Consider the following 25,126-nt stretch of genomic DNA (forward strand, 5'->3'; position numbering starts at 1 on the left):
ATCAAATCTCGCCGCTGTGGGTTTTACCTTTCGCTTTCTTGCTGCACACTTAGAAAGATTCATCTTTCATAACGGAGCAGCACATGTGGTATCAACAGACCCTGACCTTAAGCGCGAAACCTCGTGGATTTCATCTGGTGACTGATGAAGTCATTGGGCAAATTCGCGACCTCTCGCGCATCAGGACGGGGTTACTGCATCTGCTGCTTCAGCACACGTCAGCCTCTCTCACGCTTAATGAAAATTGCGATCCCACCGTCCGGTCTGACATGGAGCAGCATTTTCTCAAAACCGTTCCGGACAACGCCCCTTATGAACATGACTATGAGGGAGCAGATGACATGCCGTCGCATATCAAATCCTCTCTGCTGGGCGTATCGCTGATGCTGCCGGTGCACAATGGTCGGTTACTGCTGGGAACGTGGCAAGGGATCTGGCTGGGAGAACATCGTATTCACGGTGGTTCGCGTAAAATTATCGCAACGCTACAAGGGGAATAAAGATGACAATTTCGGAGCTACTTCAGTACTGCATGAGTAAACCTGGCGCTGAGCAAAGCGTTCACAGCGACTGGAAAGCCACGCAGATTAAAGTGGGGGATATTCTGTTTGCGATGGTGAAAGAGGTTGAGGGTCGCCCGGCGGCGTCGCTGAAAACCAGCCCGGAACTGGCGGAGCTGTTACGCCAGCAGCACCATGACGTCCGGCCAAGCAAGCATCTCAACAAAGCGCACTGGAGCACCGTTTATCTCGACGGTTCACTGCCGGGTTCGCAAATTTACTATCTGGTGGACGCGTCTTATCAGCAGGCGGTAGAGCTGCTGCCGGAAGCGACCCGACAGCAACTCTCCGTGTGACAATTACAGCAACGGTTTGAGGAAGCGCGCGGTGTGCGAGGCTTCGCACTCTGCAACGGTCTCTGGCGTACCGGAGACGAGGATTTCACCGCCGCCGCTGCCGCCTTCCGGGCCGAGATCGACAATCCAGTCCGCGGTTTTAATCACGTCCAGGTTGTGTTCAATGACCACAATCGTGTTGCCCTGATCGCGAAGCTGATGCAGAACATCAAGCAGCTGCTGGATATCGGCAAAGTGCAGACCGGTGGTCGGCTCATCGAGAATGTACAGCGTCTGGCCGGTACCGCGTTTGGAGAGCTCACGCGCCAGCTTCACGCGCTGTGCTTCACCGCCAGACAGCGTGGTGGCAGACTGCCCCAGACGAATATAGGTCAGGCCCACATCCATCAGCGTCTGCAGCTTACGCGCCAGCGCAGGGACCGCGTCAAAGAACTCACGCGCCTCTTCGATGGTCATATCCAGCACTTCGTGGATGGTTTTGCCTTTGTACTTAATCTCCAGCGTTTCGCGGTTATAGCGTTTGCCTTTGCACTGGTCGCACGGCACGTAAATATCCGGCAGGAAGTGCATCTCAACCTTGATAACCCCGTCGCCCTGGCACGCTTCACAGCGTCCGCCGCGCACGTTAAAGCTGAAACGTCCTGGCGTATACCCGCGTGAACGCGCTTCCGGCACACCTGCAAACAGTTCACGTACGGGTGTGAACACGCCCGTATAGGTGGCAGGGTTGGAACGCGGAGTCCGCCCGATTGGACTCTGATCGATATCGATCACTTTATCGAAATGCTCCAGCCCCTGGATGTCACGGTACGGCGCCGGTTCGGCCAGCGTCGCGCCGTTCAGCTGCGTCTGCGCAATCGGGAACAGCGTATCGTTGATCAGCGTCGACTTACCGGAACCGGATACGCCGGTGATACAGGTAAACAGCCCAACCGGCAGCGTCAGCGTCACATCTTTCAGGTTGTTGCCGCGGGCGCCGGTCAGCTTCAGCACTTTTTCCGGGTTCGCCGGTACACGCTGTTTCGGCACTTCAATCTTGCGCTTGCCGCTCATGTACTGGCCGGTCAATGACTCCGGCACCGCCATAATATCTTTCAGCGTTCCTTCCGCGACCACCTGGCCGCCGTGTACGCCAGCGCCCGGGCCGATATCGATAACGTGGTCAGCGGCGCGGATCGCGTCTTCATCGTGCTCAACCACAATCACCGTGTTACCGAGATTACGCAGGTGGACAAGCGTGCCGAGCAGACGCTCGTTGTCACGCTGGTGCAGGCCGATTGAGGGTTCATCCAGCACATACATCACGCCGACGAGGCCTGCGCCAATCTGGCTCGCGAGGCGGATACGCTGAGCTTCGCCACCGGAGAGGGTCTCTGCGGAGCGGGAAAGCGTCAGGTAATTCAGGCCGACGTTCACCAGGAACTTCAGACGATCGCCGATCTCTTTCAGGACTTTTTCCGCGATTTTCGCGCGCTGGCCGGAGAGCTTCAGGTTGTTGAAGAAGTCCATCGCGTGACCGATGCTCATGTCTGAGATGGTCGGCAGCGCCGTGTTTTCAACAAACACATGGCGAGCTTCACGGCGCAGACGCGTACCTTCACAGGTCGCACAGGAACGGTTGCTGATAAACTTCGCCAGCTCCTCGCGAACCGCGCTGGATTCGGTCTCTTTGTAGCGGCGCTCCATATTGTGCAGCACCCCTTCAAACGGGTGACGGCGCACGGAGGTATCACCGCGATCGTTCATGTACTTGAACTCGATGTTCTCTTTGCCGGAACCGAACAGCACCACTTTGTGCACGTTCGGGTTCAGGCTGGCCCACGGGGCTTCGACGTCGAATTTGTAGTGCTCTGCCAGCGACTTCAGCATCTGGAAATAGTAGAAGTTGCGGCGATCCCATCCGCGGATCGCACCGCCAGCCAGCGACAGCTCCGGATTTTGGATCACGCGGTCCGGGTCAAAATATTGCTGTACGCCCAGCCCGTCACACGTCGGACAGGCGCCCGCCGGGTTGTTGAACGAGAACAGACGCGGCTCCAGCTCGCGCATGCTGTAACCACAAATCGGACAGGCAAAGTTGGCGGAGAAGAGCAGCTCTTCCGCTTTCGGGTTGTCCATATCGGAGACCACGGCCGTACCGCCAGAGAGTTCCAGCGCGGTTTCGAAGGATTCGGCCAGGCGGGTCGCCAGATCGTCACGGACTTTGAAACGGTCAATCACCACTTCGATGGTGTGCTTCTTCTGCAGCTCCAGCTTAGGCGGATCCGACAGGTCACACACTTCGCCGTCGATACGGGCGCGGATATAGCCCTGGCTTGCCAGGTTCTCCAGTGTTTTGGTGTGCTCGCCCTTACGCTCTTTAATGATGGGCGCCAGCAGCATCAGGCGTTTGCCTTCCGGCTGCGACAGCACGTTATCCACCATCTGGCTTACGGTCTGCGCGGCCAGCGGGACGTCGTGATCCGGGCAGCGCGGTTCACCCACGCGTGCATACAGCAGACGCAGGTAGTCATGAATTTCGGTAATCGTACCAACCGTTGAACGCGGGTTATGCGAGGTGGATTTCTGCTCAATGGAGATAGCAGGTGATAACCCTTCAATATGGTCTACATCCGGTTTTTCCATCAGTGACAGGAACTGACGTGCGTATGCAGAGAGTGACTCCACGTAACGACGCTGTCCTTCGGCATATAAAGTGTCGAAAGCCAGTGAGGATTTGCCAGACCCCGAAAGCCCGGTCACGACGATGAGTTTGTCGCGAGGGATTATGAGGTTGATATTCTTGAGATTGTGGGTGCGGGCGCCCCGAACTTCGATCTTATCCATTCACCTTTCCCGGTTGGAACACGGATTGCCTGGTTTGTTTGAAGGACAAACGGCTGTCAGAAACGGCTAATTATGACACAAAATGACCTGTTTGAATATACAGTATTGGAATGCATTTTCTGATTCACTGTGTAACAATGTCGAGTTCGCGAGAGATTTCGGAACCGACTACGCAACTATGCAAATTGCAGCGTGGAAATGGTACACTCGCGCGTTTACACTATTAAGAAACGTATTCAGGAGACACGAACATGGCCAGCAGAGGCGTAAACAAGGTGATTCTCGTCGGTAATCTGGGCCAGGACCCGGAAGTACGCTACATGCCGAGTGGTGGCGCAGTTGCCAACATTACGCTGGCTACTTCCGAATCCTGGCGTGATAAAGCGACCGGTGAGATGAAAGAGCAGACCGAATGGCACCGCGTTGTGCTGTTTGGCAAACTGGCGGAAGTGGCTGGTGAGTATCTGCGTAAAGGTTCTCAGGTTTATATTGAAGGCCAGCTGCGTACCCGCAAATGGACCGATCAAGCCGGCGCTGAGAAGTACACCACGGAAGTTGTGGTCAACGTGGGTGGCACCATGCAGATGCTCGGTGGCCGTCAGGGCGGTGGCGCACCAGCAGGTGGCGGTCAGCAGCAGCAGGGCGGTTGGGGTCAGCCTCAGCAGCCACAGGGCGGCAACCAGTTCAGCGGTGGCGCGCAGTCTCGCCCACAGCAGCAGTCCGCGCCAGCACCGTCTAACGAACCCCCAATGGACTTCGACGACGATATTCCGTTCTGATATCCGACTGTTTAAAACAAAAAACCCAGACCTCGGTCTGGGTTTTTTTATTCATCTCAGGGATCAGGTAATCACCATCGGCCAGTCTGGCGGGGTATGGCTCATGGCTTCCACCATGACCACTTTAATATTTTCCCAGACGGCAGCGAGATCCAGCAGGGTGATGCCAAGCAGGCCCGTTGCGAACCAGCATGCTGCGCCCAACCCCAACAGGGTGCTGATGACAGCAAGGCCAGCATAGTCAGATTTACGAAACTGAATATTTAGCGTGCTGGCCAGGAACATCAGCACCGCACTTAACAAAGGCCAGCGCAGGAGAACCATGCTGGTAGTAATGGTTGCCATAAAACCCATCCTCAACAAAGCAGACGAACTGAATGAAACAGTGTTTCTCGTTACACAATATGTGTGAACTATATCACATTTGTTGATTTATTCGCCAGCCTCAGACGGGTGAAAAAAGCAGGAATTATCACAGCCAGGCGTCGCACGAGGATTGAGGGGAAAATATATCTTTGCACGCTAATGACCCCCTTTTATCGCTTCCAGGTAATAAATTCATTGAGATAACAAATCCTCTGCAAATTGAGGTGTGCTGTAGAACGTTTACAGCAACAACCCTTTGGATTATGCTTGAGTGGATAAATAAATTTACTCGCATTCTATAATTCAGGTTTTTGAATTTTATTGGTTTTTTTCTCTTTGTACGTTTTTAATTACACACAACGTCTCGCACTCCAGCTGTGCTGATATTCAGCATCCTGCTCTGGCTCGCCGATTTTTGAATCTGAAGAAAGTTGCGTCCGGTTTAACGCTTAATAATCTGCGAAAAAAATGAAAGAAAAACGACGTGAGATTGTTAATGACAGCCTGCAGGCGTTGCATGCGCTGGCAGATCTGATGCCCCAGCTTCACGCCCATTGTTCGCTGGGCGAGATGCTTGAGACGATCAACCGGGCCTTCGGGGCAAGCCTGGCCTGGATTAGCGTTGATACTGACGGGCTGCAGCGCGTGGTCTGTGCCGGTGAAGTGACCTGTCACTCATTTGAGGTGGCCGATTTTCTTGCCGGTACCCTGCTGGAGAAGCATCACCGTGCGTGGCGGGTCGTCTACTGGAAAGAGAATATCGGCCGCGCATTATTCTCCGCTCATCATCCTGGCTATTTGCAATTGCAAAGCGGGGTGTTATGCAAGCTTTCAACCCATAACGGACAAGGCAGCGGCTATTTCTTTCTGGCGTTTGCTGAGCCGTTATATTCTCTGGCCATCCTGAAAAGTATTGTTGCGGTGCTGGTCGAAAAATTAAAAGACTATTTTTCAGAAATTATCGTTCGTGAAAAAACAGCGCAGGAAATGCAGCGTGTGGTGACCCAATATAAAACCCTGTTTGAACGAGCGCCTGTTTTAATGAACTCATTCGATAAATTTAACCGCTGCGTGCTGTGGAATGCTGAGTGTGAAAAAGTATTTGGCTGGACAATGGCGGAGATCAGCGCCCATGCCGATCCGCTCTCACTGTTTTACCCCGACCCGGAAGAGCGGCGACGGGTCAGGGAGTCGGTAAATGTCTCGCCGCTAAAGGATATGTACGAGTGGCATCCACTGCGTAAAGACGGTACGCCGTTGACGGTTTTGTGGTCAAACATTCTGCTGCCGGACAGCTCAGTCCTGAATATCGGGCTTGATATTACCGAACGTAAAAAAGCCGAACAGCAGCTGGAAGTGAAAGCGACCACGGACGATCTTACCGGGTGTTTTAACCGTTCAACCATTTTACAGCAGCTGGAATCCGCGCTGGCGGCAAATGCCAGGCAGGATGCTGACAGCCATTTTTGCGTGCTCATGTTTGACCTGGATTTTTTCAAACAGATCAACGATCGGTGGGGGCATCAGGTGGGCGATCGGGCGCTTATCCACTTTTGCCAGGCTATCCGTGAGTTAAGCCCCGAGAACGCTGCGCTTGGCCGTGTGGGCGGCGAGGAGTTTTTGCTCCTGCTGGCACGAACCGACGGCAACGCGGGCGCCCTTTTTTCGGCGAGGCTACGTACTGCCCTCAAAACCAACCCGCTCGTGGTGGGAGAGAAAAAGCTGGTGCTGTCATTCAGCGCCGGGGCGGTGGAGGTTTGCCAGGGCCAACGCGATACTTCAGGATTACTGATGCGTGCCGATAAAGCATTATATGACGCCAAGCGTACGGGTCGGGGGAAAACGGTGGTGGCTGCTGATTATTTATAAATCAAAAAACAAAATACGCGCGAGTAAATAGCATAAAATGTCATGTTGCCGTTGTTGTTTTTTCACACTGCCAGAAGTTTGGCTTAATCAACGATCCTCTGTTGTGTTATCTTCAAACCTCCCGTACCCGCTGGATAATTATTTTCCTTAATTGAAACGGAACGAATACTTACAGTTTAGCTTACGGGAAAATATTATCGTCATAACGAAAATTAAGATTTTTAATACTAAAAGTCAGTTGCTAACTTCGCATGATTCATGCAACGTAATCACCTGTTAAACAAAGCATCCGGCCTTCATTACTACAGGCGTACAACATGCAGGGATATAGGGCGGGAAATGAATCGTAGCGCGCGGCGCAAGATGCTCAGGGTGGTAGGGATCATCATGGTAGTTATGCTGCCGGTGATGCTTGCGCTATGGTTTGCCCAGATAAGAGCCGTGTCGGAAACAAGCGCCCAACTACGCACCTTTGCTGAACTGGCGTTAGACAAAACAGAGCTGGTAATTCAACAGGTTGATCTGGCCCGCGACGAGGCTGAAAAATATCAGGGTGAGCGTTGTACACCAGAACATCGCCAATATATGTTGAACGTTGTTCGGGGTCGTCTGTTTGTTGCGGATTTAATTTATGCAGAAGGTCAGAATTTTCTTTGTTCGACCGTTTTTACACCCGCCAAACCTTATCTGATATCCACGGCTAATTACACACGTAAACCTGACGTTGCTATCTATTATTATCGCGATACGCCATTTTTTACTGGCTATAAAATGACATATATGCAGCGCGGAAATTATGTTGTGGTGGTCAATCCGCTTTCCTACAGCGAAGTAATGTCGACAGATCATTCCCTTTCGTGGGGGGTATACGACACGGTAACGAATGCATTCTTTTCCGTCAGTCAGCGCGCGAATGTTTCTTTATTAAGTTCGATGATTCGGGATAAGGAATCGGTATTTCAAAAAGATAACCGTTTTTATACGGTCGTCAAATCCCCAAAACGGCCTATTGCCGCTATCGTGTCGACGTCGAATAAACGTTTTTATGAAATGCTTTATCACCAGGCGACGTTGACGCTACCGCTGGGGATGATCTGCAGCATAATTATTTTGCTGGTGTGGTCTCGCACCCATCGTGAACTCAATTCTCCCGGGCGGTTACTGCAGCGAGCGCTTAATAAACGCCAGCTTTGTGTCCACTATCAGCCGATTATTGATATCAAGAACAACCAGTGCGTGGGAGCCGAGGCGTTATTACGCTGGCCTGGCTTTAACGGGCCGGTCATGAGCCCGGCTGAATTTATTCCGCTGGCGGAAAAAGAGGGCATGAGCGAGCGAATTACGGATTATGTTGTCGAAGAGGTATTCAGCGATCTGGGCACATTCCTGGCAACGCATCCGCATCTCTATATTTCGATTAACCTGTCGGCCACGGATTTCCACTCTTCACGGCTGATCGCCATGATTTCGGACAAGGCCCGACACTATGCCGTACGTGCGCAGCAAATTAAAATTGAAGTCACGGAGCGCGGTTTTATTGATGTCCCTAAAACCACTCCGGTTATTCAGGCGTTCCGTCAGGCGGGTTACGAAGTGGCGATTGATGATTTTGGAACGGGTTACTCTAATCTGCACAACCTTTATTCGCTGAATGTCGATATTCTGAAAATCGACAAATCCTTTATCGACACCCTAACAACCAACAGCACCAGCCACCTTATCGCCGAGCATATTATTGAGATGGCACAAAGCCTGCGGCTTAAAACCATTGCGGAAGGGGTGGAAACGGCAGAGCAGGTGAGCTGGTTGTTGAAGCGTGGCGTTCAGTTCTGTCAGGGATGGCACTTCGCGAAAGCGATGCCGCCCCAGGAGTTTATGACCTGGCAGCAGCAACCTTTGCATTGAGAGCCATTAATTCAACTGGTGGCGATAGTCGCTCGGTGTGCGGTCAAACTCGCGGCGAAACACGCGGGAAAAGGTTTGTTGCGACACATATCCCAGATCCATCGCGATATCAAAAATGGGCCGCTGCGTTGAGCGTAAGGCCTGCGCCGCCAGCAGCAGTCTGCGCTGACGAATGTACTCACCCAGCGTCTGGTGCATAACGGTACGGAACATTCTCTGTAAATACCATTTCGAATAGCCGGATTTTTTAGCGACCACATCAATGTTCAACGGTTGGTCGATATGTTCATCAATCCATTCAATAAGTGTCTGAATAATTTGCTGATGCGACATAAGGTTGCCCCTCTGTAGATACAACTGCCCTGGTTGATTCGTCGTTTTCTCTGCGGGCGAGTATAATTCCTCAAGTTAACTTGAGGTAAAGAGGTTTTATGGAAAAGAGATTGCCGCGAATTAAAGCGTTGTTAACCCCCGGCGAAGTGGCGAAGCGAAGCGGCGTTGCGGTGTCGGCGCTCCACTTCTATGAAAGCAAAGGGTTAATTAAAAGCATCCGAAACGCCGGAAACCAGCGACGCTACACGCGTGATGTGCTCCGTTATGTCGCGATTATCAAAATTGCCCAACGAATCGGAATCCCCCTGGCCACCATCGGCGATGCGTTCGGCGTGCTGCCGGAAGGGCACTCTCTCAGCCCGAAAGAGTGGAAAGAGCTTTCCTCTCAGTGGCGTGAAGAGCTGGATCGACGCATTCACACGCTGGTAGCGCTGCGTGATGAACTGGACGGATGTATTGGCTGCGGCTGTTTGTCGCGCAGTGATTGTCCGTTGCGTAACCCGGGCGACAGGCTGGGTGAGCAGGGGACAGGGGCGCGGTTGCTGGAGGAAGACTGAGATGCGGCAGAAAACCGCACCTCATACCGCACCTCATAAAGAACTAAAGCGCCACAAAAGGGCGCTTTAGTTTTTCCCGGTCTTTGTCTTTCACTCTATCCCGCTGGTTCACGGGAGGGTTTCCCCCGACATCAGCACCCCTCATGTCGAGCGTGTTTGGGAGGTTCCGGATTGTGCTGAAACTTTAATTCTATGCAAGACCCGTCTTTTCGCCAGTCGGTCAGGCCGTTTTTTAGGCGAATTTTTTTCGCGGTGTTGTTCGATTTTCTATAGTTAAAAAGTATGAATAAAAGGAGAACACAATGCTCACGGTACACCACCTGAACCAGTCCCGCTCACACCGTGTGATCTGGGCGCTGGAAGAACTTTCCCTGCCCTATGAGATTGTTCATTACCAGCGCGAAAAGGGCATGCTGGCGCCTGAGTCGCTCAAAAAAGTGCACCCGCTGGGCAAATCGCCGGTTATTGAAGATAACGGCCTGATCCTCGCCGAGTCGGGGGCCATCCTCGAATATCTTCAGGAAACCTACGATCCTGAGTCGCGGCTTAAGCCTCTGGATCCTGCGCATAAGGTGCAATACCGCTTCTGGTTGCACTATGCCGAAGGTTCGCTAATGCCGCTGCTGTTGATGAAGCTGGTTTTCAGTAGCCTCGGTAAGCCGCCCGTGCCGTTTGGTATCCGCACGTTGGGTAAAGCGCTGGGGCAGGGAGTGCAAAAAGCGTATCTCAACCGCCAGCTTGAAACCCATGCACGCTTTATTGAGTCGCATCTTGCCGAAAACAGCTGGTTTGCCGGCGACGCGCTCAGCATGGCGGATATTCAGATGAGTTTCCCGATTTTTGCCCTGCTGGCGCGCGGTGGCATCGATAACCTCCCGCATACCCAGGCCTGGAAGAAAAAAGTAGAGAGCAGCCCTGGCTGGCAAAAAACGCTGGAGCAAGGTGGTCCGTTATCGATTCCGGGTGGGGAGTGAAATGTAAACAAATTGCGCACAGACGATAACGTTTGCGCATCCTCTGTTTATTTCTTCAGCGTCATAAGGGAATTTTAGCGAAAAACGATAAAGTTCAGTTGAAAAGGGCGGGGATTAGGCTAGATAATCGTTTGCCTTAATTTGACCACCCGTTTGTAAGCGCGGAGCTAAACGTTTGCTTTTTCTGTGACGCCCCTTTCGTCGCAAATGCAAAACACGGATTTGACGTTTAGCTGGCAGTGGCGTCTCCACCACGCTTACGGACTTTCTATAAAAACTCTCAGGGGATGTTTTCTATGTCTACGCCATCTGCGCGTACTGGCGGTTCGCTTGACGCCATTTTTAAAATTTCGGCTCGCGGCAGCACCGTGCGTCAGGAAATCGTTGCCGGTCTGACCACGTTTCTGGCGATGGTTTACTCCGTCATTGTCGTTCCGGGTATGCTGGGTAAAGCGGGCTTCCCGCCGGCTGCTGTCTTTGTTGCTACCTGTCTCGTGGCGGGCGTTGGCTCCATCGTGATGGGCCTGTGGGCGAACCTGCCGCTGGCGATCGGTTGTGCAATCTCGTTGACCGCCTTTACCGCTTTCAGCCTGGTTCTGGGTCAGCACATCAGCGTACCGGTTGCGCTCGGTGCCGTGTTCCTGATGGGTGTACTGTTTACCGTTATCTCCGCCACCGGCATCCGTAGCTGGATTTTGCGCAACCTGCCTCAGGGCGTGGCGCATGGCACCGGCATTGGTATCGGGCTGTTCCTGCTGCTGATTGCCGCAAACGGCGTCGGCCTGGTGATCAAGAACCCGCTGGACGGTCTGCCGGTGGCGTTGGGGCACTTCGCGAGCTTCCCGGTCATTATGTCCCTGATCGGTCTGGCGGTGATTATTGGTCTGGAAAAACTGAAAGTCCCGGGCGGCATTTTGCTGACCATTATCGGGGTGTCCATTGTTGGCCTGATTTTCGATCCTAACGTTCACTTCTCCGGGATTTTCGCCATGCCGTCGCTGAGCGATGACAAAGGCAACTCTCTGATTGGCAGTCTGGATATCATGGGGGCGTTGAACCCGGTGATCCTGCCAAGCGTGCTGGCGCTGGTGATGACCGCGGTGTTTGATGCAACGGGTACCATCCGTGCCGTCGCGGGTCAGGCGAACCTGCTGGATAAAGACGGTCAGATTATCGATGGCGGCAAAGCGCTGACCACCGACTCCCTGAGCAGCGTCTTCTCGGGTCTGGTGGGCGCGGCTCCGGCTGCGGTCTATATCGAGTCCGCTGCGGGTACGGCGGCAGGCGGTAAAACTGGCCTGACGGCCATTACCGTTGGCGTGCTGTTCCTGCTTATCCTGTTCCTCTCTCCGCTCTCCTACCTGGTGCCGGCCTACGCGACCGCACCTGCGCTGATGTACGTTGGTCTGCTGATGCTGAGTAACGTGGCGAAAATCGATTTTGCTGATTTTGTGGATGCGATGTCAGGCCTCATCACGGCGGTCTTTATCGTGCTGACCTGTAATATCGTGACCGGCATCATGATCGGTTTCGCGTCGCTGGTGATTGGGCGTCTGGTCTCCGGCGAGTGGCGCAAGCTGAACATCGGCACCGTTGTGATTGCCGTCGCGCTGGTGGCGTTCTACGCGGGCGGCTGGGCAATCTAAGTTGTCCATTGATGCGAAAACGGGTGGCTCAGGCCGCCCGTTTTTATTTTCAGGACTCATCCCGTTGTCTTTTGCGTTACTCTGGGGAAGATAGAATAACAGGCACGACGCCTTAGGTTTGGCTTTTAAGAAACACAGCAAACAGGGAACGCATGGAAATCTTCTTCACAATACTCATCATGACTCTTGTGGTCTCGCTATCCGGGGTAGTCACACGCGTACTGCCCTTTCAGGTCCCCCTGCCATTAATGCAAATTGCCATCGGCGCGCTGCTGGCGTGGCCGACGTTTGGCCTGCACGTGGAGTTCGACCCCGAACTGTTCCTCGTGCTGTTTATTCCGCCGCTGCTGTTTGCCGATGGCTGGAAAACGCCCACGCGTGAATTCCTTGAGCACGGGCGAGAGATATTAGGCCTGGCGCTGGCGCTCGTGGTGGTCACGGTGGTCGGGATTGGCTTCCTGATCTACTGGGCGGTACCGGGCATTCCGTTAATTCCGGCCTTTGCGCTGGCCGCGGTACTGTCACCAACCGATGCCGTGGCGTTGTCCGGCATTGTCGGTGAAGGCCGTATTCCGAAGAAAATCATGGGGATTTTACAGGGTGAGGCGCTGATGAATGACGCCTCTGGCCTGGTTGCCCTGAAATTTGCCGTGGCCGTCGCGATGGGCACGATGATCTTTACCGTGGGCGGCGCGACCCTGGAATTCTTCAAGGTGGCGATTGGCGGTATCCTGGCCGGGTTTGTGGTGAGCTGGCTGTATGGTCGTTCGCTGCGCTTCCTCAGCCGCTGGGGCGGCGATGAACCGGCGACACAGATTGTGCTGCTGTTCCTTCTGCCGTTTGCCTCTTACCTGATTGCCGAGCATATCGGCGTGTCGGGCATTCTGGCGGCGGTGGCAGCAGGGATGACCATCACCCGCTCCGGCGTAATGCGCCGTGCGCCGCTGGCCATGCGCCTGCGTGCAAACAGCACCTGGGCAATGCTGGAATTTGTCTTTAACGGGATGGTGTTCCTGCTCCTGGGCCTGCAGTTGCCGGGCATCATGGAATCCTCGCTGGTGGCGGCCGAGGCCGACCCGAACGTCGAAACGTGGATGTTGTTCACCGATATCGTGCTGATCTACATGGCGCTGATGCTGGTGCGTTTCGGCTGGCTGTGGACGATGAAAAAATTCAGCATGCGCTTCCTGACGAAAAAACCGATGGAGTTCGGCTCGTGGACCACGCGGGAGCTGCTGATTGCTTCTTTTGCTGGCGTTCGCGGGGCGATTACGCTTGCCGGTGTGCTGTCCATTCCGCTGCTGCTGCCCACGGGCGATGTCTTCCCGGCGCGCTATGAACTGGTGTTCCTGGCGGCAGGGGTGATTCTGTTCTCACTGTTTGTCGGCGTGATAATGCTGCCTCTTCTGCTGCAGCATATTGAGACGGGTGACTCGACTCAGCAGCATAAAGAGGAGCGTATTGCCCGCGCGGCGACCGCCGAAGTGGCGATTGTGGCCATTCAGAAGATGGAAGAACGTCTTGCGGCGGACACGGAAGAGAACATCGACAACCAGCTGCTGACTGAAGTGAGTTCGCGCGTGATTGGTAACCTGCGTCGTCGTGCCGATGGCCGCAACGATGTGGAAAGTTCGCTGCAGGAGGAGAACCTGGAGCGCCGGTTCCGTCTGGCGGCGCTGCGCTCAGAGCGTGCCGAGCTGTACCATCTGCGCGCCACGCGGCAAATCAGCAATGAGACGCTGCAAAAACTGCTGCACGATCTGGATTTGCTGGAAGCCTTGCTGATAGAGAATCAGTAGTCCGTGCGGGCTGATGCCCTCACCCTGACCCTCTCCGCCCGGAGAGGGTCAGGGGACCCAAAACCCTTCACAGCATTTCAGCCACGCCTGCGCGCTGTGCGATAAATAAACCCCTTCGCGCCAAATCATCCCTAACTGCCAGTGCAAATCGCTTTCCAGCGGGATCCAGCGCAGGGTGTTTTTATCGAGCCGTTCGCAAATCGGCTGCGGCAATATCGCAATGCCGACGCCAGCCTGCACCATCGCGGCCAGGAAATCCCACTGCCCGCTGCGCACCGCAATGCGCGGCTTCACGTTGTGTTGATTAAACAGCGCCATTAGCTGGCGGCTGAGGGCGAAATCTTCGTTGTAAATCAGCAGCGGGTGTTCGCCGAGCCGTTCGGGTTTCACCGTGTCGACCTTCAGCCAGTCACCAGAGCGGGGTACCAGCACGCACAGCGGGTGGCTAAAGAGCGGCAGCGTCGCCAGACCGCTCTCTTCCTCCACAGGGAGGGCGGTCATGGCGACATCCAGCTCGCCGTTGGTGACCGCCTGTTGAACCGTTAAGCCGCCAAACTCGGAAATTTTCAATTCAACGCCGGGATAACGCTGGCGAAACAGGCTGATGGGGCCGGCCATCATCATCCCAACCATCGGTGGGATGCCGAGGCGCAGCAGCCCTTTTGTCAGGTGATTGATATCGCCAAGCTCCGCTTCCAGCTGGCGGAACTCCGCCAGGATCGCCAGCCCACGTTCAAAGACGACCCGCCCGGTATCGGTCAGCAGCAGCTTGCGTCCGTCGCGGATAAGCAGGGTGCAGTTCAGTTCATCTTCGAGGTTTTTCAGCATCTTGCTGATGGTGGGTTGGGTGACAAACAACTTCTCCGCTGCGCGGGTAAAACTTTGCTGACGAACCACTTCGACAAAATAGCGCAGCGTTCTTATGTCCATGATTATTCCTCGGAACTATACCTTTGATGATTTTAATTCATTTCAGTCCATTACGTGCGCTCACTATACTGGCGCCTCGTCTCATTTTTGAGGAAAACCCCCATGGCCATGGCGTTAAGCCGTGTTACGCCTGCCGTTGTGCAACGACTTCAGGTACCGGTTCAGGTACTGCTTTATGCGGGACTGTTTGTTTTCGCGGAATATCTTGTCAACTGGTTGCATCTGCCGCTGCCTGCCAACCTGGTCGGAATGGTGCTGATGCTGACGCTTATCCTCTGCCGCGTTATCCCCCTCAACTGGGTACGCGCCGGCGCGCGCTGGCTGCTGGCGGAGATGCTGCTGTTCTTTGTGCCTGCCGTGGTCGCGGTGGTGAACTATGCGCAACTGCTGAGGGTAGATGGCTGGCGTATCTTCGCGGTCATTGCGCTGGGCACGCTGATGGTGCTGGGGGCCACCGCCTGGGTGGTTGATAAAGTGTATCGGTTTGAAATCAGCAGGCAAAAGCATGACTAACTTCCAGATAAGCGTGTTGTGCCTGATTGCCACCCTGGCGATCTACTTTGCCAATAAACGGCTGTATCGCCGTTTTCACGCGCTGCCGCTGATGCCGCTGGTCTTCACGCCGATCCTGCTGGTCCTGATGCTGGTCTTCGGGCATATCTCCTGGCAGAACTACATTGGGGAATCCCACTGGCTGCTGTGGCTACTGGGGCCTGCGACCATTGCCTTTGCGGTACCGGTGTATGACAACCTGGCGATCATCAAACGCCACTGGATGTCGCTCAGCGCTGGCGTGATCACGGCCACGGTGGTGGCGGTCTGCAGTTCCGTCTGGCTGGCCCGGCTGTTTACGCTGCCCGATGAAATTCAGCGCAGCCTGGCCGTCCGTTCGGTCACCACCCCGTTTGCGCTGGCCGCGGCCAAGCCGCTCGGCGGACAGCCGGATCTGGTCGCGTTATTTGTGGTCGTGACGGGCGTCTTCGGGATGGCGGTTGGCGACATGCTTTTTTTGCGGCTGTCGATCCGTGAAGGAATGGCGAAAGGGGCGGGATTTGGCGCGGCATCGCACGGTGCGGGAACGGCACGTTCGTATGAACTCGGGCAGCAGGAAGGGGTGGTGGCAAGCCTGGTAATGATGCTCTCGGGCGTGGTGATGGTACTGATTGCACCGCTGGTGGCGTGGGTGATGTTCTGATTTCCCCGGCCAGTAAGGCCGGGGAGACGAGGTTAGTGCGCGCGGCCTTGCTCGACGCCCAGACCCGTTTGTGAGCGGATAAACTGGGCGCGGAATTTCTCACGCTCCAGGTTACCTTCCGGCGAGTTATCGGTCGCGGAGAAGACCCAGATACCAATAAACGCCACGGCAATGGAGAACAGCGCCGGGTATTCATACGGGAAGATAGCGCTTTCGTGACCGAGGATCTGTACCCAAATCGTCGGGCCAAGGACCATCAGAATCACTGCCGTCAAAAGCCCCAGCCAGCCGCCAATCATCGCCCCACGGGTGGTCAGTTTTGACCAGTACATGGAGAGCAGGATGATAGGGAAGTTACAGCTTGCCGCAATGGAGAAGGCCAGCCCCACCATAAAGGCGATGTTCTGCTTCTCGAACAAAATCCCCAGCAGAATAGCGACCACGCCCAGCACCAGCACGGTGATTTTCGAGACTTTCAGCTCATCACGTTCGCTTGCACCTTTGCGGATAACGTTGGCATAGAGGTCGTGCGATACCGCAGACGCGCCCGCCAGCGTCAGCCCGGCAACCACCGCGAGGATGGTGGCGAAGGCCACGGCCGAGATAAAGCCAAGGAACAGGTTACCGCCTACCGCGTCGGCCAGATGCACTGCCGCCATGTTGTTACCGCCAATCAGCCCGCCCGCCGCGTCTTTAAACGCCGGATTCGCCCCCACCAGCATGATGGCGCCAAAACCAATGATAAAGGTCAGGATGTAGAAGTAACCCATAAAGCCCGTGGCGTAGAAGACGCTTTTGCGCGCTTCACGCGCATCGCTCACGGTGAAGAAACGCATCAGGATGTGTGGCAAGCCGGCCGTACCAAACATCAGACCCAGACCGAGCGAAAGCGCAGAAATAGGGTCTTTCACCAGCCCGCCAGGGCTCATGATCGCTTCCCCTTTCGGGTGTACCGCCATCGCTTCAGTGAACAGATTATTGAAGCTGAACCCGACGTGTTTCATGACCATAAAGGCCATAAAGCTGGCGCCGAACAGCAGCAGGACCGCTTTGATGATTTGCACCCAGGTCGTGGCCAGCATGCCGCCGAACAGGACGTACATCACCATCAGCACACCCACCAGCACCACCGCGATGTGGTAGTTCAGGCCGAACAACAGTTCGATCAATTTACCCGCGCCGACCATCTGCGCAATCAGATACAGCGCGACCACCACCAGCGAGCCGCAGGCGGAGAGGGTACGAATCGGCCCCTGCTTCAGCCGGTAGGAGGCCACGTCTGCGAAGGTATAGCGGCCCAGGTTGCGCAAGCGTTCTGCGATCAGGAACAAAATAATCGGCCAGCCCACAAGGAAGCCGAGGGAGTAAATCAGACCATCGTAGCCGGAGGTGTACACCAGCGCGGAGATACCGAGGAAGGAGGCGGCGGACATAAAGTCGCCTGCAATCGCCAGCCCGTTCTGAAAACCGGTAATGTTGCCGCCTGCGGTGTAGTAATCATTACGGGAGCGCACGCGTTTCGAGGCCCAGTACGTGATGTACAGCGTCAGCAGCACGAAAATCAGGAACATGATAATCGCCTGCCAGTTGGTTGGCTGGCGCTGTACCTCGCCGGTGATGGCATCAGCGGCGTTGGCGGCAAAGGGAAGTGTGGCGGCAAGCGCCGTCAGGACTCTCTTCATGATGCTTTTACCTCTGCCAGGACTGCTCTGTTAAGACGATCGAATTCGCCATTGGCGCGCCAGACGTACACGCCGGTCAGCACAAACGAAATGATTATTACGCCAATCCCAATCGGAATTCCGCGCGTGACGCTGGTGCCCGCGTGCAGCGGCGTACCGAGCCAGTGTGGGGCAAAGGCAATCAGCAGAATAAAGCCGACGTAAATAATCAGCATGATGATGGAAAGTAAGAAGGCAAACCGTTGCCGTTTATCCACGAGCTCCCTGTAGTGCGCACTATTCTCTATCTGCTGACAAATATCGTTATTCATCAGAGGTCTCCAGAAGTATTTATAGGGGAGGTTTTTTTATTCCCTCTCCCGGGGGGAGAGGGGAGATCGCGTTACGATGGCATTGCGATGGACTGCTTCTCTTCGAGCAGTTTTTCCACCACGCCAGGATCGGCAAGCGTTGAGGTATCACCGAGGTTGCTGGTGTCACCGGCTGCGATTTTGCGCAATATGCGGCGCATAATTTTGCCTGAGCGGGTTTTCGGCAGAGAGTCGGTCCAGTGCAGTACGTCCGGCGTGGCAAGCGGGCCAATCTCTTTACGTACCCAGTTGCGCACCTCGGCATACAGCTCTGGTGACGGCTCTTCGCCATGATTCAGCGTGACGTAGGCGTAAATCGCCTGGCCTTTAATGTTGTGTGGGATCCCAACGACGGCGGCTTCGGCGATCTTCGGATGAGATACCAGCGCGGATTCAATCTCCGCGGTACCCAGACGGTGGCCGGAGACGTTCAGCACGTCGTCCACGCGCCCGGTTATCCAGTAATAACCGTCCTCGTCACGCCGGGCGCCGTCACCGCTAAAGTACATGTTTTTAAAGGTCGAGAAGTAGGTCTGCTCAAAGCGCTCGTGGTCGCCGAACAGGGTACGCGCCTGGCCCGGCCAGGAATCGGTGATCACCAGATTGCCTTCGGTGGCCCCGTCCAGCGGATTGCCTTCGTTATCCACCAGCGCAGGTTGTACGCCGAAGAACGGTTGAGTTGCTGAACCGGCTTTTAACTGCGTTGCACCCGGCATAGGGGTGATCATAAAGCCGCCGGTTTCGGTCTGCCACCAGGTGTCCATTACCGGACATTTTTCGTTGCCGATTTTCTTCCAGTACCACTCCCAGGCTTCCGGGTTGATGGGCTCGCCAACGGAACCGAGGATGCGCAGCGAAGAGCGGTCAGTGCCTTCAATGGCCTTATCGCCTTCCGCCATTAATGCGCGGATCGCCGTTGGGGCGGTATAGAGAATATTGACCTTGTGTTTATCGACCACCTGACACATGCGCGCCGGCGTTGGCCAGTTCGGTACGCCTTCAAACATCAGCGTAGTGGCACCACAGGCCAGCGGGCCGTAAAGCAGGTAGCTGTGACCGGTGACCCAGCCCACGTCGGCAGTACACCAGTAAATGTCGCCCGGATGGTAGTCGAATACGTACTTGAAGGTGGTAGCGGCATAGACCAGATAGCCGCCGGTGGTGTGCAGCACACCTTTCGGTTTGCCGGTTGAGCCGGAGGTGTAAAGAATAAACAGTGGATCTTCCGCGTTCATCTCTTCCGGCTGATGCTGGTCGCTGGCTTTTTCAATCAGATCGCTCCACCACAGGTCGCGTCCTTCGTTCCAGTCGATCTTGCCGCCGGTACGCTTGAGGACGATGACGTTGCTGACGGTTTTCACGTTCGGATTTTTCAGCGCTTCATCGACGTTTTTCTTCAGGGGAATGCCACGGCCAGCGCGCACGCCTTCATCGGCCGTGATCACCAGTTTCGAGCTGGAATCGACAATACGTCCGGCGACCGCTTCCGGTGAGAAGCCGCCAAAAATCACCGAGTGAATCGCACCGATGCGCGCGCAGGCCAGCATGGCTACCGCCGCTTCAGGCACCATTGGCATATAGATAGCCACCACGTCGCCTTTTTTAATGCCCCTTTCCAGCAGAACGTTGGCAAAGCGGCACACGTCGCGGTGCAGTTCTTTATAAGTAATGTGTTTGCTTTGAGAGGCGTCGTCGCCCTCCCAGATAATGGCCGTTTCATTACCGCGTTCGGCAAGGTGGCGGTCAAGACAGTTTGCTGCCAGGTTCAGCGTGCCGTCTTCGTACCATTTAATGGAGACGTTGCCGGGCGCAAAGGAGGTGTTCTTCACCTTCTGATAAGGTTTAATCCAGTCAAGAATATGGCCCTGCTCACCCCAGAAGACGTCCGGGCTGGAGACGGAGTGCTGATACTTCTCGTGGTACTGCTCCGGGTTTATCAGGCAACGGTCCGCAATGTTTGCGGGAATGTCGTGTTTATGTACTTGGCTCATGGCTTTTTTTCTCCTTGTAAGATGTTAATAATATGTCGCAAAAACGTTAATAGTAGGGGCTTTACAAGCTTTGTTTATTATTTGGGCTACAGATCACGCATTGTTTGAAGAGTATGAAAAATGAGCGAATGAAACTTTGAAGGAAAATAATTCACCGTGCCGATTATTCACAATTTCCATTAAAAAAGCCTTTTTATAACAAAAAGTTATTGATGGGAATTGTGACAAACTCACGTCATGACCGCTTTTTGCAGCGAAATGTGCCGTTCTTTAAGGCTTGCGCAACATGCCGCGCAAATGATACTCATACGCCGCGTTAAAAAATCCCATAAACCAACGCAACACAATTCATACCCTTTCAGTATGTATCCATATTCATGCAGTTTATGTGAATAGGGCGCTTCATTGAGGAAGTCAGTTTCTATGAAAAACGTTAAAGTCAGCCTGGCCTGGCAAATCTTGCTAGCCCTTGTGCTGGGTATCCTGCTGGGTAGCTACCTGCATTATCACAGCGACAGCCGCGAGTGGCTGATTGCGAACCTGCTCTCGCCGGCAGGGGATATCTTTATTCATCTGATCAAGATGATTGTCGTACCGATTGTTATCTCAACGCTGGTCGTCGGCATTGCCGGTGTGGGGGATGCAAAACAGTTAGGCCGTATCGGCGCGAAGACAATTCTTTATTTCGAAGTGATCACGACGATTGCCATCATTCTGGGCATCACACTGGCGAACGTGTTCCAGCCAGGATCCGGGATCGATATGTCGCAGCTGGCGACGGTGGATATTTCGAAATATCAAAGCACTACCGCTGAAGTACAGAGCCACGCGCATGGCCTGATGGGAACCATCCTTTCGCTGGTGCCGACCAACATCGTGGCTTCCATGGCGAAGGGCGAGATGCTGCCGATCATCTTCTTCTCGGTGTTGTTTGGTCTGGGTCTCTCCTCCCTGCCTGCCACGCACCGTGAACCGCTGGTCACCGTGTTCCGCTCAATTTCTGAAACCATGTTCAAAGTGACTCACATGGTGATGCGCTACGCGCCGGTTGGGGTGTTTGCGCTTATCGCGGTAACCGTGGCGAACTTCGGTTTCGCCTCCCTGTGGCCGCTGGCGAAGCTGGTGATTCTGGTTCACTTCGCCATCCTGTTCTTCGCGCTGGTGGTGCTGGGAATTGTGGCGCGCCTGTGTGGGCTGAGCATCTGGATCCTGATCCGTATTCTCAAAGATGAGTTGATTCTCGCGTACTCCACGGCAAGCTCTGAAAGCGTACTGCCGCGTATTATCGAGAAGATGGAGGCCTACGGCGCGCCGGCATCGATTACCAGCTTTGTGGTGCCAACCGGCTACTCCTTTAACCTGGACGGCTCCACGCTGTACCAGAGTATTGCGGCTATCTTTATTGCTCAGCTGTACGGCATTGACCTGTCTCTGTGGCAGGAGATTGTGCTGGTGCTGACCCTGATGGTGACCTCAAAAGGCATCGCAGGCGTACCTGGCGTCTCCTTTGTCGTCCTGCTGGCGACCCTGGGCAGCGTAGGGATCCCGCTGGAAGGTCTGGCGTTTATCGCCGGTGTCGACCGTATCCTCGACATGGCGCGTACGGCGCTGAACGTGGTGGGTAACGCCCTGGCGGTGCTGGTTATCGCTAAGTGGGAGCACAAATTCGACCGTAAAAAAGCGCTGGCGTATGAACGCGAAGTGCTGGGTCGTTTTGATAAGACCGCAGACCAGTAAAATAAAAAGGCCGGGGTTAACCCGGCCTTTTCGCATTCCCTCTCTGTCCAAAAGAGAGGGCCGTGTAAGAGGCTTTACTCCCCACTCAACGCGTCAAATTCTTCACATCCCGTATCAAACCCTTCGGTACAGCTCAGGTTCAGCCAGTAGAGCGCTTTCTGCTTATTCGGCGTTATAAAGCCTTTCTCGCCCTGCTGGAACAGCATTCCGGCCCAGTACTCCGCGTAACCCGTACGCGAAAGGGAGGAGCTGCGTTTGAACCACGACGCGGCTTTGACGTCGTCCTGCGCCACCTCAACGCCGTTGGCATAAATCATCCCCAGCAGCATTTGCGCATCCACCGCGGAGTCGTTGTCGATATCTTCGGTTGCCGTTTGCAGCAGTGCGATGGCCTGTGGGTAGTCGGTTTTCCCTGCCTGGGTGTTGACCAGCACGCGTGCCAGCATAATTGCGCCGCGTTTACTGCCGGCGATAGTGGCCTGCTGCGCCAGCGCTTTGGCCTGCGCGTAATCGCCCTGTGTAAACTGGATTTGCGATAACAACGCCATGGCGTCGACATCGCCCCCTTTTGCTGCTTTCTCTGCCCACTGCGCGGCCTGCTTGCTGTCGCCGGAACTGAAGTAGGTATCGGCAAGGTAATACTGAGCGCGGGCGTCACCCGCTTCCGCCTGTTGCTTGTACTGGCTGCCAATCTCATCCGCGTGAACGAGTGACGTAAAAAATAACAACATTAGAAAAATTGATTTCATGGATTCTTATCATCTGGGTACACGCCGCGCAGTATAATCGTCGTCGCAGAAGAAAAAAACGGGCGCGGTAAAGGTGAATGAACATTTCCCGGTGTCCGCCGCGTTTCGTCTCACAATAATGCTTGTGAAAGAGGGCATTAGACGCTCGCGCGGGAGATTCTCTCACTGAATTAAAATACAAAACCGGGTATTTATTTCGGTGCTAATGACATTATTGCTGCGGGGCAGCGTGCACAATATATATTGATAATATAAATAGCTTATTAAGAAATAAAAAAGGGGTGAATAAGTCACCCCTTTTATTCATCGATTAATTAACGGCATTAACCCAACGCGCTTTCGCGCAGTCTGGCTTTCAGCTTGCTATATTCGTCAATCACATACTGTTCCGCGGCGTGCTGGTCGGCAATCGGCTCCACGCGTACGGCGCAGTACTTATACTCCGGCGTTTTGGTTATCGGGCTTAAGTTCTCTGTCACCAGTTCGTTGCAGGCACCAATCCACCACTGGTAGGTCATATAGACCGCCCCTTTGTTAGGTCGGTCGCTGACCTGCGCACGGGTAATGATGCGTCCTTTACGCGAGTGCACCCAGATCAGGGCTTCATCTTCAATACCCAGACGCTCTGCGTCAGCGGTGTTGATCTGCGCATAGCCCGGTTCATCCGCCAGTGCCGCCAGCGCAGCGCAGTTACCGGTCATCGAACGACAGGAGTAGTGGCCCACTTCACGCACGGTAGAGAGCACCATCGGATACTCATCGGTGAGTTTATCGATTGGCGCGACCCAGTCGCAGGTGAAGAACTGCGCCAGTCCGTTCGGGGTGTCGAACTTCTCTTTAAAGAGATACGACGTGCCCTGATCGGCCTCTGACTCATCGCGGCACGGCCACTGGATATACCCCAGTTCACCCATTTTCTCATAGGTGGCACCGGTGAAGTCCGGACACAGTTTGCGTAACTCGTCCCAGATTTCCTGGGTGTTGTTGTAGTGCATCGGATAACCCATGCGGGTGGCGATTTCGCTGATGATCTGCCAGTCGGTTTTCAGATCCCACTTCGGCTCCACCGCTTTGAAGAAGCGCTGGAAGCCGCGGTCTGCCGCCGTGTAAACACCTTCATGCTCGCCCCATGACGTTGACGGTAAAATCACATCCGCCGCCGCCGCGGTTTTGGTCATAAAGATATCCTGGACAATCACCAGTTCGAGATCCTCAAAGCCTTTACGCACCGCTGACAGCTCGGCGTCGGTCTGCAGCGGATCTTCACCCATAATGTAGGCGGCACGCACTTCACCGTGCGCCGCACGGTGCGGCAGCTCGCTGATGCGATACCCGGTATGTTCCGGCAGGCTCTCCACGCCCCAGGCCTTCGCGAATTTCTCACGATTTTCCGGGAACTTAACGTACTGATAGCCCGGATAGGTATCCGGCAGTGCGCCCATGTCACACGCACCCTGCACGTTATTCTGACCACGTACCGGGTTCACGCCCACATGCGGTTTGCCCAGATTTCCGGTCAGCATCGCGAGGCTTGTCAGGGAGCGTACGGTTTCCACGCCCTGATAGAACTGGGTGACGCCCATGCCCCACAAAATGGCCGCGGTTTTCGCCCCGGCGTACATCCGCGCTGCCTGGCGGATCTCTTGCGCGCTTACGCCGGTTATCGCTTCGACGGACTCCGGCGTGTAGCCTTCGACAATTTTCCGATACTCGTCAAACCCTTCCGTACGGGTCGCGACGAACGCCTGGTCGTAGAGATTCTCCTCAATAATGACGTGGCCCATCGCATTCAACAGCGCGATATTCGAGCCGTTTTTCAGTGCAATGTGCATATCCGCAATACGTGCCGTTTCAATTTTGCGCGGATCGCAGACGATGATTTTCGCCCCATTCTGTTTGGCGCGAATCACGTGGTTCGCGACGATAGGGTGAGAATCCGCCGGGTTATAGCCAAAAATAAACACGAGATCGGTGTTATCTATCTCGTTGATCGCGTTACTCATAGCGCCGTTACCGACCGACTGGTGCAGACCTGCAACCGATGGGCCGTGTCAGACGCGAGCGCAGCAGTCGACGTTATTGGTACCAATAACGGCGCGCGCGAATTTTTGCATTACATAGTTGGTTTCATTACCGGTACCGCGTGAAGAGCCGGTAGTCTGGATCGCATCCGGGCCATACTTGGCTTTGATGGCGCTCAGGCGCGTGGCGACATAATCCAGCGCCTCGCTCCAGGAGACGGCTTCCAGCTTGCCACCGCGCTCGCGGCGGATCATAGGGGTTTTCAGGCGTGGGGTAAGGATTTGGGTATCGTTAATAAAATCCCAGCCGTAGTAGCCTTTCAGGCACAGCGTGCCCTGGTTGGTTTTCCCCTGGGCGGCCTCCGCCCGGACGATTTTACCGTTATCGACCACCAGGTTGATCTTGCAACCCGAGGCACAATAAGGGCAAACCGTGACGACTTTTTTCATCAGTCTGCTCCAGTTAATCAATGCTTACGCCCCACTATGCAGCTTCTATGCCATGTTTTTATTGTGGGTATCAGCAGACTTTACGGCCAACAGAGGGGCAAAACCCTGACG

Annotated in this window: 21 protein-coding genes; 12 read left to right on the plus strand and 9 right to left on the minus strand. The window is 54.6% G+C overall.

Annotation, left to right across the window (positions count from 1 at the left end; genetic code table 11):
• Positions 1 to 83 precede the first annotated feature (83 nt).
• Together ACMGG3_RS19810 and ACMGG3_RS19815 are read left to right on the plus strand one after the other, a co-directional pair.
• Entirely contained in the window at positions 84 to 500 is a 417-nt protein-coding gene (locus ACMGG3_RS19810) for a secondary thiamine-phosphate synthase enzyme YjbQ (protein ID WP_014168218.1), read from the plus strand.
• A gap of 2 nt (positions 501 to 502) precedes the next feature.
• A complete protein-coding gene (locus tag ACMGG3_RS19815) occupies positions 503 to 856 on the plus strand; it encodes an MmcQ/YjbR family DNA-binding protein (protein ID WP_014168219.1) in 354 nt (117 codons plus the stop codon).
• A gap of 3 nt (positions 857 to 859) precedes the next feature.
• Here the strand turns inward: ACMGG3_RS19815 and uvrA are convergent, their stop codons facing one another.
• Positions 860 to 3,682, minus strand: a complete 2,823-nt coding sequence (gene uvrA, locus ACMGG3_RS19820; protein ID WP_014168220.1) for an excinuclease ABC subunit UvrA — start codon at positions 3,680 to 3,682, stop codon at positions 860 to 862.
• 251 nt (positions 3,683 to 3,933) lie between these two features.
• On the opposite strand from uvrA, the gene ssb1 reads away from it, so the two are divergent.
• Positions 3,934 to 4,461: a single-stranded DNA-binding protein SSB1 gene (gene ssb1 / locus ACMGG3_RS19825; protein WP_020882840.1), complete on the plus strand. Its 528-nt coding sequence runs from the start codon at positions 3,934 to 3,936 to the stop codon at positions 4,459 to 4,461.
• Positions 4,462 to 4,524: 63 nt separating this feature from the next.
• Here the strand turns inward: ssb1 and ACMGG3_RS19830 are convergent, their stop codons facing one another.
• Positions 4,525 to 4,806 carry a YjcB family protein gene (locus ACMGG3_RS19830; RefSeq protein WP_020882839.1) on the minus strand — a complete coding sequence of 94 codons (282 nt, stop codon included), beginning with the start codon at positions 4,804 to 4,806 and terminating at the stop codon, positions 4,525 to 4,527.
• Between the two features lie 489 nt (positions 4,807 to 5,295).
• Between ACMGG3_RS19830 and ACMGG3_RS19835 the strand changes: the two genes are divergently transcribed.
• Positions 5,296 to 6,696 (plus strand): sensor domain-containing diguanylate cyclase, encoded by a 1,401-nt coding sequence (locus tag ACMGG3_RS19835; RefSeq protein ID WP_032681915.1) that lies wholly within the window; start codon positions 5,296 to 5,298, stop codon positions 6,694 to 6,696.
• A gap of 339 nt (positions 6,697 to 7,035) precedes the next feature.
• Complete coding sequence (locus ACMGG3_RS19840; protein WP_063858548.1) at positions 7,036 to 8,601, plus strand: EAL domain-containing protein; 1,566 nt, start codon at positions 7,036 to 7,038, stop codon at positions 8,599 to 8,601.
• Between the two features lie 6 nt (positions 8,602 to 8,607).
• Here ACMGG3_RS19840 and soxS read toward each other — a convergent pair whose 3' ends face one another.
• Positions 8,608 to 8,934, minus strand: a complete 327-nt coding sequence (gene soxS, locus ACMGG3_RS19845; RefSeq protein WP_013095071.1) for a superoxide response transcriptional regulator SoxS — start codon at positions 8,932 to 8,934, stop codon at positions 8,608 to 8,610.
• Positions 8,935 to 9,032: 98 nt separating this feature from the next.
• Here soxS and soxR point away from each other — a divergent pair, with 98 nt between their 5' ends.
• The 4 genes from soxR (at position 9,033) to ACMGG3_RS19865 (ending at position 13,910) form a co-directional block, all read left to right on the plus strand.
• Positions 9,033 to 9,491: a redox-sensitive transcriptional activator SoxR gene (gene soxR, locus ACMGG3_RS19850; RefSeq protein WP_014168225.1), complete on the plus strand. Its 459-nt coding sequence runs from the start codon at positions 9,033 to 9,035 to the stop codon at positions 9,489 to 9,491.
• 302 nt (positions 9,492 to 9,793) lie between these two features.
• A complete protein-coding gene (locus tag ACMGG3_RS19855) occupies positions 9,794 to 10,465 on the plus strand; it encodes a glutathione S-transferase family protein (protein WP_148576926.1) in 672 nt (223 codons plus the stop codon).
• 296 nt (positions 10,466 to 10,761) lie between these two features.
• Positions 10,762 to 12,111: a guanine/hypoxanthine transporter GhxP gene (ghxP, locus tag ACMGG3_RS19860; protein WP_020882835.1), complete on the plus strand. Its 1,350-nt coding sequence runs from the start codon at positions 10,762 to 10,764 to the stop codon at positions 12,109 to 12,111.
• Positions 12,112 to 12,263: 152 nt separating this feature from the next.
• Positions 12,264 to 13,910 carry a Na+/H+ antiporter gene (locus ACMGG3_RS19865; RefSeq protein ID WP_014168228.1) on the plus strand — a complete coding sequence of 549 codons (1,647 nt, stop codon included), beginning with the start codon at positions 12,264 to 12,266 and terminating at the stop codon, positions 13,908 to 13,910.
• Positions 13,911 to 13,958: 48 nt separating this feature from the next.
• Here the strand turns inward: ACMGG3_RS19865 and ACMGG3_RS19870 are convergent, their stop codons facing one another.
• The gene (locus tag ACMGG3_RS19870; RefSeq protein ID WP_025206385.1) at positions 13,959 to 14,840 is read right to left on the minus strand and encodes a LysR family transcriptional regulator; all 882 of its coding nucleotides are present in this window, start codon (positions 14,838 to 14,840) and stop codon (positions 13,959 to 13,961) included.
• Positions 14,841 to 14,942: 102 nt separating this feature from the next.
• Here ACMGG3_RS19870 and ACMGG3_RS19875 point away from each other — a divergent pair, with 102 nt between their 5' ends.
• Positions 14,943 to 15,353, plus strand: coding sequence for a CidA/LrgA family protein (locus ACMGG3_RS19875; protein ID WP_414149394.1), 411 nt, complete (start codon positions 14,943 to 14,945; stop codon positions 15,351 to 15,353).
• Positions 15,346 to 16,035, plus strand: coding sequence for an LrgB family protein (locus tag ACMGG3_RS19880; protein ID WP_023310063.1), 690 nt, complete (start codon positions 15,346 to 15,348; stop codon positions 16,033 to 16,035). Before ACMGG3_RS19875 ends, ACMGG3_RS19880 begins: the two co-directional genes overlap by 8 nt.
• Positions 16,036 to 16,067: 32 nt before the next feature.
• Here the strand turns inward: ACMGG3_RS19880 and actP are convergent, their stop codons facing one another.
• The 3 genes from actP to acs form a co-directional block, all read right to left on the minus strand.
• Positions 16,068 to 17,717, minus strand: a complete 1,650-nt coding sequence (gene actP, locus ACMGG3_RS19885; protein ID WP_014168232.1) for a cation/acetate symporter ActP — start codon at positions 17,715 to 17,717, stop codon at positions 16,068 to 16,070.
• Complete coding sequence (locus ACMGG3_RS19890; protein ID WP_014168233.1) at positions 17,714 to 18,028, minus strand: DUF485 domain-containing protein; 315 nt, start codon at positions 18,026 to 18,028, stop codon at positions 17,714 to 17,716. The genes actP and ACMGG3_RS19890 overlap by 4 nt, the downstream gene beginning before the upstream one ends.
• Positions 18,029 to 18,099: 71 nt before the next feature.
• Positions 18,100 to 20,058: an acetate--CoA ligase gene (gene acs, locus ACMGG3_RS19895; protein WP_414149395.1), complete on the minus strand. Its 1,959-nt coding sequence runs from the start codon at positions 20,056 to 20,058 to the stop codon at positions 18,100 to 18,102.
• Between the two features lie 423 nt (positions 20,059 to 20,481).
• Here acs and gltP point away from each other — a divergent pair, with 423 nt between their 5' ends.
• Positions 20,482 to 21,795 carry a glutamate/aspartate:proton symporter GltP gene (gene gltP, locus ACMGG3_RS19900; RefSeq protein WP_013095082.1) on the plus strand — a complete coding sequence of 438 codons (1,314 nt, stop codon included), beginning with the start codon at positions 20,482 to 20,484 and terminating at the stop codon, positions 21,793 to 21,795.
• Positions 21,796 to 21,869: 74 nt separating this feature from the next.
• On the opposite strand, the gene ACMGG3_RS19905 is transcribed toward gltP, so the two are convergent.
• Together ACMGG3_RS19905 and fdhF are read right to left on the minus strand one after the other, a co-directional pair.
• Positions 21,870 to 22,544 carry a tetratricopeptide repeat protein gene (locus tag ACMGG3_RS19905; protein WP_014168236.1) on the minus strand — a complete coding sequence of 225 codons (675 nt, stop codon included), beginning with the start codon at positions 22,542 to 22,544 and terminating at the stop codon, positions 21,870 to 21,872.
• 323 nt (positions 22,545 to 22,867) lie between these two features.
• Positions 22,868 to 25,015: a formate dehydrogenase subunit alpha gene (gene fdhF / locus ACMGG3_RS19910; protein WP_078774721.1), complete on the minus strand. Its 2,148-nt coding sequence runs from the start codon at positions 25,013 to 25,015 to the stop codon at positions 22,868 to 22,870.
• Positions 25,016 to 25,126 lie beyond the last annotated feature (111 nt).

Source organism: Enterobacter sp. BNK-18 (assembly GCF_047456135.1).
GTDB lineage: Bacteria > Pseudomonadota > Gammaproteobacteria > Enterobacterales > Enterobacteriaceae > Enterobacter > Enterobacter ludwigii.

Bases quoted from the DNA above. Each gene is read 5' to 3' on its own strand.
- ACMGG3_RS19810 (WP_014168218.1), top strand. From the start codon at position 84: ATGTGGTATCAACAGACCCTGACCTTAAGCGCGAAACCTCGTGGATTT.
- ACMGG3_RS19815 (WP_014168219.1), top strand. From the start codon at position 503: ATGACAATTTCGGAGCTACTTCAGTACTGCATGAGTAAACCTGGCGCT.
- uvrA (WP_014168220.1), bottom strand. From the start codon at position 3,682: ATGGATAAGATCGAAGTTCGGGGCGCCCGCACCCACAATCTCAAGAAT.
- ssb1 (WP_020882840.1), top strand. From the start codon at position 3,934: ATGGCCAGCAGAGGCGTAAACAAGGTGATTCTCGTCGGTAATCTGGGC.
- ACMGG3_RS19830 (WP_020882839.1), bottom strand. From the start codon at position 4,806: ATGGCAACCATTACTACCAGCATGGTTCTCCTGCGCTGGCCTTTGTTA.
- ACMGG3_RS19835 (WP_032681915.1), top strand. From the start codon at position 5,296: ATGAAAGAAAAACGACGTGAGATTGTTAATGACAGCCTGCAGGCGTTG.
- ACMGG3_RS19840 (WP_063858548.1), top strand. From the start codon at position 7,036: ATGAATCGTAGCGCGCGGCGCAAGATGCTCAGGGTGGTAGGGATCATC.
- soxS (WP_013095071.1), bottom strand. From the start codon at position 8,934: ATGTCGCATCAGCAAATTATTCAGACACTTATTGAATGGATTGATGAA.
- soxR (WP_014168225.1), top strand. From the start codon at position 9,033: ATGGAAAAGAGATTGCCGCGAATTAAAGCGTTGTTAACCCCCGGCGAA.
- ACMGG3_RS19855 (WP_148576926.1), top strand. From the start codon at position 9,794: ATGCTCACGGTACACCACCTGAACCAGTCCCGCTCACACCGTGTGATC.
- ghxP (WP_020882835.1), top strand. From the start codon at position 10,762: ATGTCTACGCCATCTGCGCGTACTGGCGGTTCGCTTGACGCCATTTTT.
- ACMGG3_RS19865 (WP_014168228.1), top strand. From the start codon at position 12,264: ATGGAAATCTTCTTCACAATACTCATCATGACTCTTGTGGTCTCGCTA.
- ACMGG3_RS19870 (WP_025206385.1), bottom strand. From the start codon at position 14,840: ATGGACATAAGAACGCTGCGCTATTTTGTCGAAGTGGTTCGTCAGCAA.
- ACMGG3_RS19875 (WP_414149394.1), top strand. From the start codon at position 14,943: ATGGCCATGGCGTTAAGCCGTGTTACGCCTGCCGTTGTGCAACGACTT.
- ACMGG3_RS19880 (WP_023310063.1), top strand. From the start codon at position 15,346: ATGACTAACTTCCAGATAAGCGTGTTGTGCCTGATTGCCACCCTGGCG.
- actP (WP_014168232.1), bottom strand. From the start codon at position 17,717: ATGAAGAGAGTCCTGACGGCGCTTGCCGCCACACTTCCCTTTGCCGCC.
- ACMGG3_RS19890 (WP_014168233.1), bottom strand. From the start codon at position 18,028: ATGAATAACGATATTTGTCAGCAGATAGAGAATAGTGCGCACTACAGG.
- acs (WP_414149395.1), bottom strand. From the start codon at position 20,058: ATGAGCCAAGTACATAAACACGACATTCCCGCAAACATTGCGGACCGT.
- gltP (WP_013095082.1), top strand. From the start codon at position 20,482: ATGAAAAACGTTAAAGTCAGCCTGGCCTGGCAAATCTTGCTAGCCCTT.
- ACMGG3_RS19905 (WP_014168236.1), bottom strand. From the start codon at position 22,544: ATGAAATCAATTTTTCTAATGTTGTTATTTTTTACGTCACTCGTTCAC.